The 13,397-nt window shown below is 38.0% G+C and carries 12 protein-coding genes and 1 rRNA gene; 11 read left to right on the top strand and 2 right to left on the bottom strand.

The features are described 5' to 3' along the window. Window positions 1–93: ribosomal RNA gene (rrf, locus tag ACIQVU_RS12030) — 5S ribosomal RNA — on the top strand; the annotation flags it as partial. 499 nt (window positions 94–592) lie between these two features. Here the strand turns inward: rrf and ACIQVU_RS12025 are convergent. Continuing rightward, window positions 593–1,264, bottom strand: coding sequence for a LytTR family DNA-binding domain-containing protein (locus tag ACIQVU_RS12025; RefSeq protein ID WP_340803870.1), 672 nt, complete (start codon window positions 1,262–1,264; stop codon window positions 593–595). Between the two features lie 214 nt (window positions 1,265–1,478). Between ACIQVU_RS12025 and aceA the strand changes: the two genes are divergently transcribed. The 7 genes from aceA (at window position 1,479) to ACIQVU_RS11990 (ending at window position 8,803) form a co-directional block, all read left to right on the top strand. Continuing rightward, window positions 1,479–2,762: an isocitrate lyase gene (gene aceA / locus ACIQVU_RS12020; protein ID WP_340803871.1), complete on the top strand. Its 1,284-nt coding sequence runs from the start codon at window positions 1,479–1,481 to the stop codon at window positions 2,760–2,762. A 110-nt stretch (window positions 2,763–2,872) separates the two neighbouring features. Continuing rightward, window positions 2,873–4,471 carry a malate synthase A gene (aceB, locus tag ACIQVU_RS12015; protein WP_340803872.1) on the top strand — a complete coding sequence of 533 codons (1,599 nt, stop codon included), beginning with the start codon at window positions 2,873–2,875 and terminating at the stop codon, window positions 4,469–4,471. Between the two features lie 258 nt (window positions 4,472–4,729). Further along, on the top strand, window positions 4,730–5,125 hold the full coding sequence (locus ACIQVU_RS12010) for a GntR family transcriptional regulator (protein ID WP_340803873.1): 396 nt from the start codon (window positions 4,730–4,732) through the stop codon (window positions 5,123–5,125). 4 nt (window positions 5,126–5,129) lie between these two features. Continuing rightward, window positions 5,130–6,227, top strand: a complete 1,098-nt coding sequence (locus tag ACIQVU_RS12005) for a DUF1648 domain-containing protein (protein WP_402895695.1) — start codon at window positions 5,130–5,132, stop codon at window positions 6,225–6,227. 74 nt (window positions 6,228–6,301) lie between these two features. Further along, entirely contained in the window at window positions 6,302–6,973 is a 672-nt protein-coding gene (locus tag ACIQVU_RS12000) for a response regulator transcription factor (RefSeq protein ID WP_340803875.1), read from the top strand. Continuing rightward, complete coding sequence (locus tag ACIQVU_RS11995) at window positions 6,970–8,343, top strand: sensor histidine kinase (RefSeq protein ID WP_402895692.1); 1,374 nt, start codon at window positions 6,970–6,972, stop codon at window positions 8,341–8,343. The genes ACIQVU_RS12000 and ACIQVU_RS11995 overlap by 4 nt, the downstream gene beginning before the upstream one ends. A gap of 73 nt (window positions 8,344–8,416) precedes the next feature. Beyond that, complete coding sequence (locus ACIQVU_RS11990) at window positions 8,417–8,803, top strand: hypothetical protein (protein WP_340803878.1); 387 nt, start codon at window positions 8,417–8,419, stop codon at window positions 8,801–8,803. 87 nt (window positions 8,804–8,890) lie between these two features. Here the strand turns inward: ACIQVU_RS11990 and ACIQVU_RS11985 are convergent, their stop codons facing one another. After that, entirely contained in the window at window positions 8,891–10,828 is a 1,938-nt protein-coding gene (locus ACIQVU_RS11985) for an SEL1-like repeat protein (protein ID WP_402895690.1), read from the bottom strand. Window positions 10,829–10,976: 148 nt separating this feature from the next. Between ACIQVU_RS11985 and ACIQVU_RS11980 the strand changes: the two genes are divergently transcribed. The 3 genes from ACIQVU_RS11980 to ACIQVU_RS11970 all read left to right on the top strand — a co-directional run bounded on the left by ACIQVU_RS11980 (window position 10,977) and on the right by ACIQVU_RS11970 (window position 13,392). Beyond that, window positions 10,977–11,681, top strand: coding sequence for a glycosyltransferase (locus tag ACIQVU_RS11980; protein ID WP_402895687.1), 705 nt, complete (start codon window positions 10,977–10,979; stop codon window positions 11,679–11,681). Between the two features lie 28 nt (window positions 11,682–11,709). Continuing rightward, window positions 11,710–11,970 carry a metal-sensitive transcriptional regulator gene (locus ACIQVU_RS11975; RefSeq protein WP_053993550.1) on the top strand — a complete coding sequence of 87 codons (261 nt, stop codon included), beginning with the start codon at window positions 11,710–11,712 and terminating at the stop codon, window positions 11,968–11,970. Window positions 11,971–12,096: 126 nt separating this feature from the next. Beyond that, window positions 12,097–13,392: a transglutaminase domain-containing protein gene (locus tag ACIQVU_RS11970; RefSeq protein ID WP_402895682.1), complete on the top strand. Its 1,296-nt coding sequence runs from the start codon at window positions 12,097–12,099 to the stop codon at window positions 13,390–13,392. Window positions 13,393–13,397: the final 5 nt, after the last annotated feature.

Genomic DNA, 13,397 nt, shown 5'->3' with positions numbered 1-13,397 from the left:
CACACCCGTTCCCATCCCGAACACGGAAGTTAAGCTCTTTCGCGCCGATGGTAGTTGGGGGCTTCCCCCTGTGAGAGTAGGACATCGCTAGGCAACCTATATAGAAAAGCAGTTAGCATTTAGCTGACTGCTGTTTTTTTATTATAGAATAGACAGCTCGCATGTCCTCTACATTCATACAGCATATGCTATTTGAACATTCCATGCGAAATCGCAATAAATGCCTTTTTGCTTTATGTTCACTAACTAACCAACCTTATATAATAAACTTCTTCTTATACAAATACATATTTCCCTTCATTTTTTAAAATTCAACTAATGCTACTTACATGATTCGGTAGCCAAAATCCAACTATTACATACAAGTACAAGGGTAACTAATTGAACGAGGGGCATTTTATCAACTAAGTACATAGTTCAACAAATGCTTTTGCATGTACTAATAAGAGCATTTTATATTACCGACTAAAATTTCAAACAATGACAAACCCAAACTATATGATGAAATGCTCATTTTTAATGTTTCATCGTAGTTTGGGTTTTCTATTTATATATGTGGATTTTACGTGTTCTAGCCTTATTTTTTTATTATTTAAAATTCCAGAGCATTTCTAAGGTTATTAAGATAAGATTGGCTGACTGGTAGTTCACTTCCATCAACTAATGTAACGATAAAATTGGATGTGAGATCGCGTGCCATCTTTTTGATAAAATGAATATTTACAATATATGATCTATGAATACGAATAAAATAGGAGGGTAACCTTGTTTGTAGTTCCTTGAGTGTAATATTTGTTTTAAATTGCTCACTATCTACATAAAACCACGTTTTTTTCTGCAGGCTTTCTATATGAGATATTTTATTGATCGCTATAGGATTCCATTCTTCCTCTTGCTTCCCTGTTAAAAATTGAAATGGCTCTGTCTTTTTTATAGAAAAGGATGGAGGTAAAACAATTACTAATGCTGCAGGTTGATTTTGCAGGCTAATTGGATAACCAATGCCATAATAGGGTGTATCAAATAAAGAATTATCTAAAATAGCTTCTGTCTTTTGACGTGTTTGTAGCACCTGCTCTGCAATACTGCCTGGTAATACCGGTTGCCCCACTTCTAAGTGGATATTTTGATGGCTTGAATGAAAATAAACATACATATTATTAACAGCAATAGCTACGGATGAATTTGCAGGAATCCAATCCCTCAACATCGTAATATATTGTTGTGAAATATCTTTTGTGAACGAATCTAACTTATTATTCATTGTGAATATCCCCCTTGTTTGTAAACAGTCTTCCAAATTTCATCGTTAGAAAAGGCAGTTTCATCTTTGAAATTTGGTCTTTTATCAAAAAATAATGAAAATTTAAATATTCTGTTATATATTAATTTACAACAAATAAACCTGTTATGGAACAGTAAATTAAAAGTTTTTTAACAGAGTATATTGTACACAAAGGGGAAGGTGGAATTTTAATATGTCAACTCGTCAAGAAAGAATCGAAGCTTTAGAAAAAGAATGGGCTGAAAACCCACGTTGGGCTGGTATTGAACGCACATATTCAGCAGAGGAAGTTGTTAAACTACAAGGTTCTGTTGTTATTGAGCAGACATTAGCACAAAGAGGTGCTACTCGACTTTGGAATTCACTACATGAGGAGCCATTTATTAATGCATTGGGGGCATTAACAGGTAATCAGGCAGTGCAACAGGTCAAAGCGGGATTAAAAGCTATCTATCTATCAGGTTGGCAAGTAGCGGCAGATGCAAACCTTTCAGGGCAAATGTATCCTGACCAATCGTTATATCCAGCAAACTCTGTACCAGCAGTAGTAAAACGAATTAATCAAGCGCTTCAACGTGCAGATCAAATCGATTACGCTGAAGGACGAGTAGATGAATTCGATTGGTTCGCACCAATTGTAGCAGATGCGGAGGCGGGCTTTGGTGGTCCATTAAATGTATTCGAGCTTGTGAAAGGTATGATTGAGGCTGGAGCAGCTGGCGTTCACCTAGAGGACCAATTAGCTTCTGAGAAGAAATGTGGTCACTTAGGAGGTAAAGTTTTACTGCCAACGCAAAATGCAGTGCGTAACTTAATTGCTGCTCGACTAGCAACAGATGTTCTGGGTGTAGATACAATTTTAATCGCTCGTACAGATGCTGATGCTGCGGATATGGTTACATCAGATATTGACCCACGTGATGCTGAGTTCATTACTGGCGAACGTACTCCTGAAGGCTTCTTCCGTACAAAAGCAGGTATCAAACAAGCGATTGCTCGTGGTTTAGCTTACGCGCCATATGCAGATTTAATTTGGTGCGAAACTTCTAAGCCATCACTTGAGGAAGCTCGTGAATTTGCTGAGGCTATTCATGCAGAGTTCCCAGGTAAAATGCTTGCCTATAACTGCTCGCCTTCATTCAACTGGAAAGCAAATCTTTCAGAGGAGGAAATTGCTGAGTATCAACGCGAGCTTGGTAAACTAGGATATAAATTCCAATTCGTTACATTAGCAGGCTTCCATGCACTTAACCATTCTATGTTTGAGCTTGCATATGACTATAAAGATAATGGTATGGCTGCATACTCTAAGCTACAGCAAGCGGAATTTGCTTCTGAATCAAAAGGCTATACAGCTACACGCCACCAACGTGAAGTAGGTACTGGATACTTTGATGAAATCTCTCAAGTAATCTCTGGCGGTACTTCTTCTACAACGGCAATGGCAGGTTCTACAGAAACAGAACAGTTTGTTTAAGCTTTTATAAAATACGTATACTCCTAAATTCATAATCATAGAGTAGTCACCTCTGCTCCTCCTAAAGCAGAGGTGACAAAATTACAATCGCAAAGGTGGGTAAGCAGCTAATGGAACAAGCAACAACAGGTAAGCTTAAAATTATTGGAGAACAAAATGAGCAAACAAATGAAATTTTAACACCTGAAGCTCTTGAGTTTATTCTTGCTTTGCATGAAAAATTTGATGCTCGTCGCAAAGAGCTATTAGAGGCTCGTCAAGAACGACAAAAGCGACTTGATGCAGGAGAGAAGCTTGATTTCTTACCTGAAACAAAGCATATTCGTGAGGGTGATTGGACAATTGCTCCACTACCAGCAGACTTGCAAGATCGTCGTGTTGAAATTACAGGACCAGTTGACCGCAAAATGGTTATTAATGCATTAAACTCTGGGGCTAAAATGTTTATGGCTTGCTTTGAGGATGCTTCATCGCCAACATGGGAAAATATGATTGGTGGTCAAATTAATATGCGTGATGCTATTAATAAGACGATTGAATTTACACAACAATCCAATGGCAAAACGTACAAGTTAAATGATAAAACGGCTGTACTTTTAGTGCGTCCTAGAGGGTTACATTTATTAGAGAAGCATGTACTTGTTGATGGAGAGCCGATTTCTGGGAGCTTCTTTGATTTTGGCTTATATCTATTCCATAATGCTAAAAATGCATTGGCACAAGGAACAGGACCTTATTTCTACCTACCAAAGCTTGAAAGTCATTTAGAAGCACGTCTATGGAATGATGTCTTTGTATTTGCTCAAGACTATATTGGTATTCCACAAGGCACAATTAAGGCAACAGTCTTAATTGAAACAATTTTAGCAGCATTTGAAATGGATGAGATTTTATATGAGCTTCGAGAGCATTCAGCAGGGCTAAATTGTGGCCGTTGGGATTATATTTTCAGTTATATTAAGCGTCTACGCAATCAACCTGATGTTATTTTGCCAGACCGTGGGCAAGTAACGATGACGGTGCCATTTATGAAGGCATATACATCATTATGTATACAAACATGTCATAAGCGTAATGCGCCAGCAATGGGCGGTATGGCTGCGCAAATTCCTGTTAAAAACGATGATGAGGCGAATGCTATAGCATTTGCAAAGGTTGCAGAGGACAAACGTCGTGAGGCAACAGAGGGGCACGATGGTACATGGGTAGCACATCCAGGTATGGTTGCAACAGCAATGGAGCAATTTGATGCTATTATGCCAACACCGAATCAAATTCATAAAAAGCGTGAGGATGTACATGTTACAGCAGAAGATTTAGTAGCTGTGCCAGAGGGAACAATTACACTTGAAGGTCTTCGCATTAACTGTAGTGTTGGTGTCCAATATATTGCTTCATGGCTTCGTGGTAATGGTGCTGCGCCAATTAATAATTTGATGGAGGATGCTGCGACAGCAGAAATTTCTCGTACACAAGTATGGCAATGGATTCGACATCCAAAAGGTATTTTAGAGGATGGTCGTGGTATTACATTAGCATTTGTATTAGAAATCTTGGAGGAGGAGCTTGTGAAAATTAAAGAGGCTGTTGGGGAACAAGCCTATAACAATGGTCGCTATGAGGAAGCTGCTGAATTGTTTAAATCTTTAATTGAACAAGATGAATTTGCGGAATTCTTGACGCTCCCAGGATATGAAAAATTAGCATAAACAATAAATCTACTATCTTAATCAAACTTTCCTATTCCACTTTATTTAAAGAAATGAGCACGAGTTATCAAAGGGGTCTATTTATAAAATGTAAGAGATTTAAAGGGGGAAAGATGTCTTGCTAGCTTAGATGGGGAGCTAGTAAGGCATTTTTTTGTATGGAAATCTGCATGACTGTATGTCTATGCGGATTTTTTATTTTTCAATGCTATTTATTTTTGTTATACTATTTATATAACAAAAATGGAGTTGATAACAATGTTTATTCAAATAGAGCCAAATTCTGATGTACCGATCTATGAGCAGGTGACACGTCAAATTATTGAAGGAATTGCAAGGGGAGAAATGAAACCAGGTGATACTTTACCTTCTGTGCGAAGTTTAGCTGCTGATTTAGGGGTGAATATGCATACAGTCAATAAGAGCTATCATGAATTGGAGGCAAAAGGTATTATTACCATACGGGCCAAATCGGGAGCAATTGTACGCTCTACAGAGGAAAGAGCTTTAACGCCTGAACAATTGCGACAAATTGAAAAGAATTTAAAGCCTGTTGTGGCAGAAGGTATGGTGCTTGGCGCAACAGCAGAACAAATTGAGCACATGATGAAAAAGGTGTTTGCTGATTTACAAATACCAGCAGAGGGAGTGTAGCAAAATGTTACTTGGTGTTTTTAGTATAATCTACATCATAACGTTAATTTTGCAAATCATTGTGCCATTTATTGTCCGGGAAACGATTGTTTTTGGCGTAACAGTGCCAGAGCAAAATATTAAACATTCTACTTTAGCTAAGATGAAAAAGCGTTATACTCAAATTGTAGGAAGTGCAGGTTTTTTCTTGTTCATTATCATGGTTATTAGTTATAAAATGCTAGCTCCATCTGAATCCATGCAAAGCCTTGTTCTCCTTGGCTGCTTATTTGGTATGTTAATCGTAAGCATGCTGCTATACTGGGTGAATTATCAAAAGGTATCTGCGCTGAAAAAGCAGGAACAGTGGGGGCTGCATATTAAGCAGGTGCGAGCAGTTGACTTAACAGCACGTAGTCGCGATGAAATGCTACCATGGTCATTTTTTGCTGTGCCTCTAGCCATCCCTATATTTTTAATGATTTATACGGTGCTGTATTATGATCAAATGCCAGCAAATATAGCGGTGCACTGGGGACCAAATGGGGAAGCAGATGCTTGGAAAGCTAAAACATACTTCACAGCTATGTCATTGCCGATACTTATGCTGTTGATGCAATGCATGATGTGGGGAATTGCAGATTCCATTAAACGATCTGCCATTAAGCTAGCAGTGAATCGCAAGGAGGAATCATTGGAGGATCAACTAAAGACACGTAAATATATAAGTTGGAATCTTCTATTGGTAAGCTATGCTTTAACAATTTTATTGACGGTGTTGCAGTTAAGCAATATTTATCCTTCTATAATTGAGGGCTATAAACTTTTACCACTGTTTATTTTATTTTTAGTTGTTGTGCTTGGCTCACTAGTAGTGTATGCAATGAAAAAACATAAGCATAAAGTACACTATAAGGAAAGTATTGATTCACAAGTAATGGATGTCGATGAAGACCGCTATTGGAAGGGCGGTTTAATTTATATGAATCGCCATGACCCATCTGTTTTTGTGGAAAAACGCTTTGGTATCGGCTGGACAATGAACCTTGCTAACCCTAGAGGTTATATTGTGATTGGCTTGCCATTTATCTTATTACTGTTGATTTCCATTTTTTCATTATAAAATAGTCATAACTACTAATAAAAATTCGTTCCAAGTGAGCGGATTTTTTATTTTGATTGAACGGGGGCAGGCTAATGAAAATACTTGTTGTTGATGATGATGTGCATATTTTACAGCTTGTAACAATTTATTTAACAAAAGAGGGCTATCAGGTGCTTTGTGCAAAAAATGGGCAGCAGGCATTGGCATTATTGGAGGAAAATGTACCTGATTTAGCTGTAGTTGATGTGATGATGCCAGGAATGGACGGTTTTACATTAACAGAGATATTAACACAGCAATATGATATTTCCGTTTTATTATTAACAGCAAAGGGTGCATTAGCCGATAAGGAGCGGGGCTTTTTGGCAGGCTCAGATGATTATGTTGTCAAGCCGTTTGAACCAAAAGAGTTATTATTTCGTATAGCGGCTATACTACGCAGGTTGGATAAAAGCAATCAAGCAACCACTCAGGTAGGGAACCTTATCATTGATCGCCGAAGCTTTGAGGTTGGGATTGGGGAAGATACGCTTCTATTGCCTCTAAAGGAATTTGAATTACTAGCATTACTGGCTTCACGTCCGAATCAGGTATTTACACGCAGCTATATTATGGAACAAATATGGGGCTATGACTATGACGGAGATGAGCAAACATTGACTACACATATTAAACGAATTCGTGAACGATTAAATCGCTATCAGACAGCTGTTACCATTACAACAGTGCGAGGCGTTGGCTATAAGTTAGAGGAAACTAGATGAAAACGTTATATGGAAAATTTGTTATTATAACGATGCTTGTAATGGTTGGTAGTATGGGTATTGGCTTTTTAGCGACAAATACTTATTATCATCAAGTAGTAAAAGCTAAAAACGATGCGAAAAATGTAAAAATCGCACAGGATATTGTCAACTATATTGAAACGGCTAAACCACAGGATTTAGATAATTATTTAGCAACACTTGGCGATATTGGCTATCAAATTTATGTAACAACTGGTGATGAAGCACGCTTTTTTGGTGGGCAATATCGTGATAAAACATTGCCACAGTCGGTTATTGAGGATGTATTAGGTGGAGAAATCTATCATGGTATGCGGGACTTTCCAAAAGAAACCTTTGTAACAGGCTTTTTTGCGAATGAGCTTATTAATACAATTGGTGTACCCTTTCGTTATAATGATCAATCCTATGCATTATTTATTCGACCAGATATTCGACTATTATTTTCAGAAGTGCATACAATACTTGCTGGGTTAATTTTAGTGATGACAATATTGAGCCTACTTGCGATGCTATTGTTTGCAAGAGCATTGATTCGACCAATTACAAAGCTAACGGCTGCAACACATCAGCTTGCACATGAAAAGTTTGATACAGCACTTGATATTGAGCGGGCAGATGAAATAGGTCAATTAGCAACGAGCTTTACGATTATGACTGAAAAATTACAGGAAAATGATCGTATACGAAAGGAGTTTATTAGCAATGTATCACATGATTTTCAGTCGCCATTGCTAAATATTCAAGGCTATGTTGATCTCCTGAAAAATCCACAATTATTAGAGCAGGAACGGCAGGAGTATGCAACAATTATTGAGCTTGAAACAAAACGTCTATCTACATTAACAAAGCAATTATTATTACTAACATCACTCGATCAATCCACAAGAATAATGACACAACAGCCCTATCGCTTGGATGAGCAGCTAAAAGAAACGATAAGAAAATATCGTTGGCAGATTGAAGAGGCACAGCTCCAGCTTAGTTACAAAATGGAACAAATAATATATAAGGGAGATGCAGAGCTGCTCCAAAATGTTTGGGATAATTTGCTAACAAATGCTATCAAATATAATAAAGAGCATGGGCAGATCGATATCCGCCTGCTGGAGAATACAAACTCTATTGATATTTTTATCGAGGATAATGGTATTGGAATGACATCTGAGCAATTATCAAAAGTATATGAACGTTTTTACCGTGCAGATACTTCTAGAACGAGGCAGGGCACAGGGCTGGGATTAGCGATTGTAAAGCAAATTATTGAGCTGCATGGTGGCACTATACAAATGGAAAGTGCTATAAATGCTGGCACAAAGGTTACTATTCATTTGCCTAAACTGTTATAAGAAGTTCATATAAAGTTTATATTCACACGATAAACTCCTTATTAAGTTAAATACGCTTAGAAGGAGTTATCGTATGGAACAAAAATGGAGTATACGTCTTATTCGGTTAGCAGCGATTTTTGCGTTCATTGGCACATACTTAGGAACACATATGTCAGGCTCAGGTAGCTATGAATATCGACCAATCCATGCACATATTTTACTTGTTGGCTGGTTGACTATGTTTGCGTGGGGTATTTTTTATCGTGTTTTCCAAGTAAAATCGCCAAAATTAATAATGATTCATGGCTGGACAGCGATTCTCGGTGTTTTTGGTTTAACAGTGGGAATGTGGTTTTATACAATGAACCCGTTTCATTTAGACGACACCTTTACGTTAGTATTCTTTATTATAGGTGGCACTACATTGTTAATTAGCTTTGCTTTATTTATTGTTGTCACATTTATGATTCGAAAATAATAACAACGCCCATATCATAGGCTAGTTTGTGATATGGGCGTTTTGATTAGCAGAGGTGAAGAAAATGCCACTGATCGAGGGTTTACTTTATTCCATATTTTCGAGTGATCTTTTTAACCACATTGTTGCTTCTTGATAGTCTTGTGCGACACCAAGTCCCTTTTTGTAAAGCATACCAAGCTGATACTGTGCCTTTTGATGCCCTTGATTGGCCGCAAGTCGATAGAGCTGGGCAGCTCTTGCAAAATCCTTTGGTACACCTTGTCCATGAATGTGCATTTGAGCTAATTGATATTGAGCCTTTGCATGCCCCTTTGCTGCAGCCTGTTCAATCCATTTTGCTGCCTCCGTGTAATCCTGCTCAACGCCCTTTCCTTTATCAAATAAATTACCAAGCTGATATTGTGCACCTGCATGTCCCTGAATCGCAGCTAACCGATAGCATCTACGTGCCTCCTCAAGGTCTAGAGCAACCCCTAATCCTTGCTCATACAATAGCCCTAATTGATACTCCGCCTGAATATGTGATTGATCGGTTGCCGCTCTCCACCATTTTGCCGCTTCCGTATAATTTACAGGAATATCCGTTCCTGCTGTTAGTAATAGCCCAAGCTCATATTGTGCATCTGCATAACCCTTTTCAGCCGCAGCCTTTAAGTATGATAGTGCTTTTTTGGGCTGCTGTAGCTGATAAGCATAGAGGCGTCCAAGCTCAAAGCCTGCACTAATATGCCCTTGCTCCGCAGCTAATAATAGCCATCTCTCTGCTGTGGCAAAATTTTGCTCTTTTTGATACAGTAGCCCAAGGCAATATTGAGCATTTAGATGCCCTTTATGTGCGGCAAGCTTAAACCACTTAATGGCTTCTTGCCCGTCCTGCTCAATGCCTTGCCCCGTATTATAGAGCATGGCTAGCTGAAACTCTGCATTTGTATGGTCCTGCAATGCAGCTATATGAAACCATTTTGCTGCCTCTTCAAAATTTTGCGAAATACCACGCCCCTTAAGGTACATATAGCCTAAATTGTATTGGGCACTAGCATCTCCTGCTAATGCAGCCATTTCAAAATAAGCAATCGCTTCTTCATAGCTTTGCTTAACACCTGTCCCATTATGATAGAGAAAGCCAAGATTATTTTGAGCGCTTGTATTCCCTTGATTGGCAGCTAATGAGTACCATTTTGCCGCTTCCTGAAAGTTTTGCGCCATACCAAGCCCTTGGTTATAAAGTACACCAAGGTTGTATTGTGCATCTGCATTGCCTAAATCCGCAGCAATTTGATAATAGTGTGCTGCCTTCTGATAATCTTGTGTTATACCTTGACCTAGATGATAAAGCACACCAAGGCTATAATAAGCATTTGCATCATTTTGCGCTGCTGCTCGTTCATACCACATTTTAGCGAGTGCATAATCTTTTTGCACACCACGCCCATGATTATATAAAACACCTAAATTATATTGAGCGCTAGCATCGCCATTTTGTGCAGCAACCTCAAACCAGCTTGCTGCATGTTGATAAGCCTCTATAGATTCCTCTTGCTGTAGCGTGTCATTGAAAAGAGCAACTGCCTCTTTAGCGAGAGCGGTTTGGCGAGTTGATTGAAATTTTCGGTCATATCGCTTAATAAACCATTCTACAATATCACTATTATAATCAAGCACAATTTTTGCAGCCTTTGCTTCTACAAGCTCATTGCTATTACTATTGGTCATTTTATATACAAGGTTCATCAATAAATAAATACGACGTGGATGAATTTGTGTAATAAAGCTTCGATTATTGAGCAGCGTTCGAACATTTTTTAATTTCGGCTTTGTATGCATCTCCAAGCGATAGACCTCATATAAAATGTCCGCTAGTACAAGGAGAGATTTTTGCAAGGATAGCGCTGGATTTGTAGCAGCAAGCATACTAGCCTCCCGAAAATTTTTAGCTAATGTTGTAAAGGATAGTTGCTGTAACTTTTGATATTGCTTTTGTAGCACTTCATTATGTATAACGATAACAATCACCTCTTTCATCAAATGTTCTTCCTTCATATATCGGAAAAATCGCCATTTTATTGATATGTTTTCATGGTATTCATCAGTTGAATTGTTAGTATTACATGATACTATTTGATATAAGGAAAATGCATACAACCTGTCAGCCTATAGGTGGAGGAGAAAAATGAAAAATATTGCAGCTATTATTCCAGCATATAATCCACAACAGTCACTTATTACTTTTGTCCATCAGTTATTAACAACAACGATTACACAAATTATTATTGTGGATGATGGCAGTGATGCAAAATATAAAGGTATTTTTGATGAGTTAAAACAAATAGATGGCTGCCAAGTCCTTCATCACGATTTCAATATTGGAAAGGGTGGTGCACTGAAGACAGCGTTTGCTTATATACAGGGACATAGAAAGATGTTTCAAGGTGTTCTTACTGTAGGAGCACATGGTCAGCATACATTACAAGATGTTAAGCTTGTCTTAACAATGACAAAGGTATTTTCAGAAGGAATTGTGCTAGGTGTTCGTAATTTTCACTCCACTGATAGTACATTTTTTTCCTATTGGGGAAACCGTGCAACAACATTGCTTTTTGAACTACTGTACCATCGAAAATTAATGGATACACAAACTGGTTTACGTTATATTTCGATTAATGAGTTGCCTTGGTTGATAAAAGTAAAAGGTGAACGCTATGATTATGATACAAATATGCTTATTGCTGCACTTAAAAGAAAGTGTCCTATCTTTGAGGTAGAGATTGGACAGCTACGTATAAAGAAAAATACAATTATCCAATATGATGAAGTTACAAATGCAGGAACCATTATTACGAAAATGCTAATGAATTATTTAAAACCAAGAATATAGTGCAGTATAAATAAAAGGAGCAAAGCTTATGGAATACTCAGACCAAGTGAAAAATCGTGTGAAGCGGATGGAGGGGCAGCTACGTGGTATTTTAAAGATGATGGAGGAGGGAAAGGACTGTAAGGCAGTTATTACCCAGCTATCAGCTGTCCGCTCTGCTGTAGATCGTACAGTCGGTGTAATTGTTAGCACAAACCTATTGGAGTGTGTACAAAATGCTGAAGGCGATGGTGAAAAAATGAATGAAGCTATACAGGAAGCTGTTAATTTAGTGGTGAAAAGTCGATAATATTTTCTTGAATGAAGTAAGGCAACACTGAATCTATAATATATAAGAAGCATAAAAGGGCTTGAGAGTGAGTTCTTTATGCTTTTTTTGTATATAATGAAAGAAAGACAACTGGAGGTGAGGAGTTTGTGGAAGAAGTTAGCGATTATCGTGATGATCATTATTTTTATCGACCCTATTTATACAGTTGGGAAGACGGTTGTTCAACAAGTGAAGACATGGGTAAATAATGATGAGATCGAAACAATGCTTGTGTCAACAAAGGATAAAATTATAGATGTTACTGCTAAACTATCAGATAAAGCCTCTATCGAAACAGCTACACCAATAGAAGATGTGCATCAAGCAGAGGTAGCCCCTACAGCTCCACCAGTTCAGAAACCAGAAACAAAGCTAGTTGTGACAAATGTCAAGGAAATGGCTGATGCAATGTATGCATACTACAGTAGCTTTTCACCTACATTTGAAATTCAGTATAAGGGCAATACGCAACGAATCGAGCAAATAGTGGAAGAGGCTTATAACGATGCCATTAAACGTGATGATTATGTATACGGTCATATTAGTAAACATGCTATTCGTTTCGAGTATGGGCGGAATCAGGCAACCATTTTTGGAGAGCAAAGCTATTTAATGACGCCAGAGCAGGCTGCCTATGTGGAGATGAATGCTCAGGAGATTATCGAAAAAATCGCAAATAATGCAATAACAGATGTAGAAAAAGTGCGAGCAGTTAACGACTATATCGTTGCAAATACAGTTTATACAGAGCAAACAAATGCTAGCCCACATAGTGCCTATACAGTTCTTGCGGAGCGTGGCGGTGTATGTCAGGGCTACGCCTTACTTGCACATACAATGCTGCAAAAGCTAGGCATTGAAACAAAATATATTGTCGGCTATGTTGGTCAGGAGGGACATGCGTGGAATTTAGTAAAGCTAGATGGTGAGTGGTATCATCTCGATACAACATGGAATGATCCAGTGCCAGATCGTAAAGGGGCAATTCGCTATCAATACTTTTTAGTGGATGATCGTACAATGGCAAAAGACCATACATGGATTGCTGAGGATTACCCAAAAGCAACAAGCACCCTTTATAGCTATTACCATGATATTGATTTCCCTGCACAAGTTGGCGATCAGTTATTTTTTAGTAATATTGCTGATGATAATAAATTATATGTACTTAATATGAAAACAGGCGATACAAAGCGTGTTACAAATTCACGTGCGCAATATATTGTTTACTCGGATGGTTGGCTCTATTTTAGTAATTATTCTAAAGGGGCATACTTAACGAAGATTCGTCCTGATGGAAGTGGGGAGCAGCTACTAAATAGGGAAGATACAAAGGATTTATTTGTAAAGGATGGCTATCTTTATTTTACAACAAATGAATTAAAGAAAATGGCACTATAAGCAAC

It is taken from the genome of Lysinibacillus sp. NPDC098008 (genome assembly GCF_044760715.1).
Lineage (GTDB): Bacteria > Bacillota > Bacilli > Bacillales_A > Planococcaceae > Lysinibacillus.
The sequence above is the reverse complement of the archived record's forward strand: the minus strand, read 5'-3'. Positions and strand labels throughout refer to the sequence as shown.

Bases quoted from the DNA above. Each gene is read 5' to 3' on its own strand.
- ACIQVU_RS12025 (WP_340803870.1), bottom strand. From the start codon at position 1,264: ATGAATAATAAGTTAGATTCGTTCACAAAAGATATTTCACAACAATAT.
- aceA (WP_340803871.1), top strand. From the start codon at position 1,479: ATGTCAACTCGTCAAGAAAGAATCGAAGCTTTAGAAAAAGAATGGGCT.
- aceB (WP_340803872.1), top strand. From the start codon at position 2,873: ATGGAACAAGCAACAACAGGTAAGCTTAAAATTATTGGAGAACAAAAT.
- ACIQVU_RS12010 (WP_340803873.1), top strand. From the start codon at position 4,730: ATGTTTATTCAAATAGAGCCAAATTCTGATGTACCGATCTATGAGCAG.
- ACIQVU_RS12005 (WP_402895695.1), top strand. From the start codon at position 5,130: ATGTTACTTGGTGTTTTTAGTATAATCTACATCATAACGTTAATTTTG.
- ACIQVU_RS12000 (WP_340803875.1), top strand. From the start codon at position 6,302: ATGAAAATACTTGTTGTTGATGATGATGTGCATATTTTACAGCTTGTA.
- ACIQVU_RS11995 (WP_402895692.1), top strand. From the start codon at position 6,970: ATGAAAACGTTATATGGAAAATTTGTTATTATAACGATGCTTGTAATG.
- ACIQVU_RS11990 (WP_340803878.1), top strand. From the start codon at position 8,417: ATGGAACAAAAATGGAGTATACGTCTTATTCGGTTAGCAGCGATTTTT.
- ACIQVU_RS11985 (WP_402895690.1), bottom strand. From the start codon at position 10,828: ATGAAAGAGGTGATTGTTATCGTTATACATAATGAAGTGCTACAAAAG.
- ACIQVU_RS11980 (WP_402895687.1), top strand. From the start codon at position 10,977: ATGAAAAATATTGCAGCTATTATTCCAGCATATAATCCACAACAGTCA.
- ACIQVU_RS11975 (WP_053993550.1), top strand. From the start codon at position 11,710: ATGGAATACTCAGACCAAGTGAAAAATCGTGTGAAGCGGATGGAGGGG.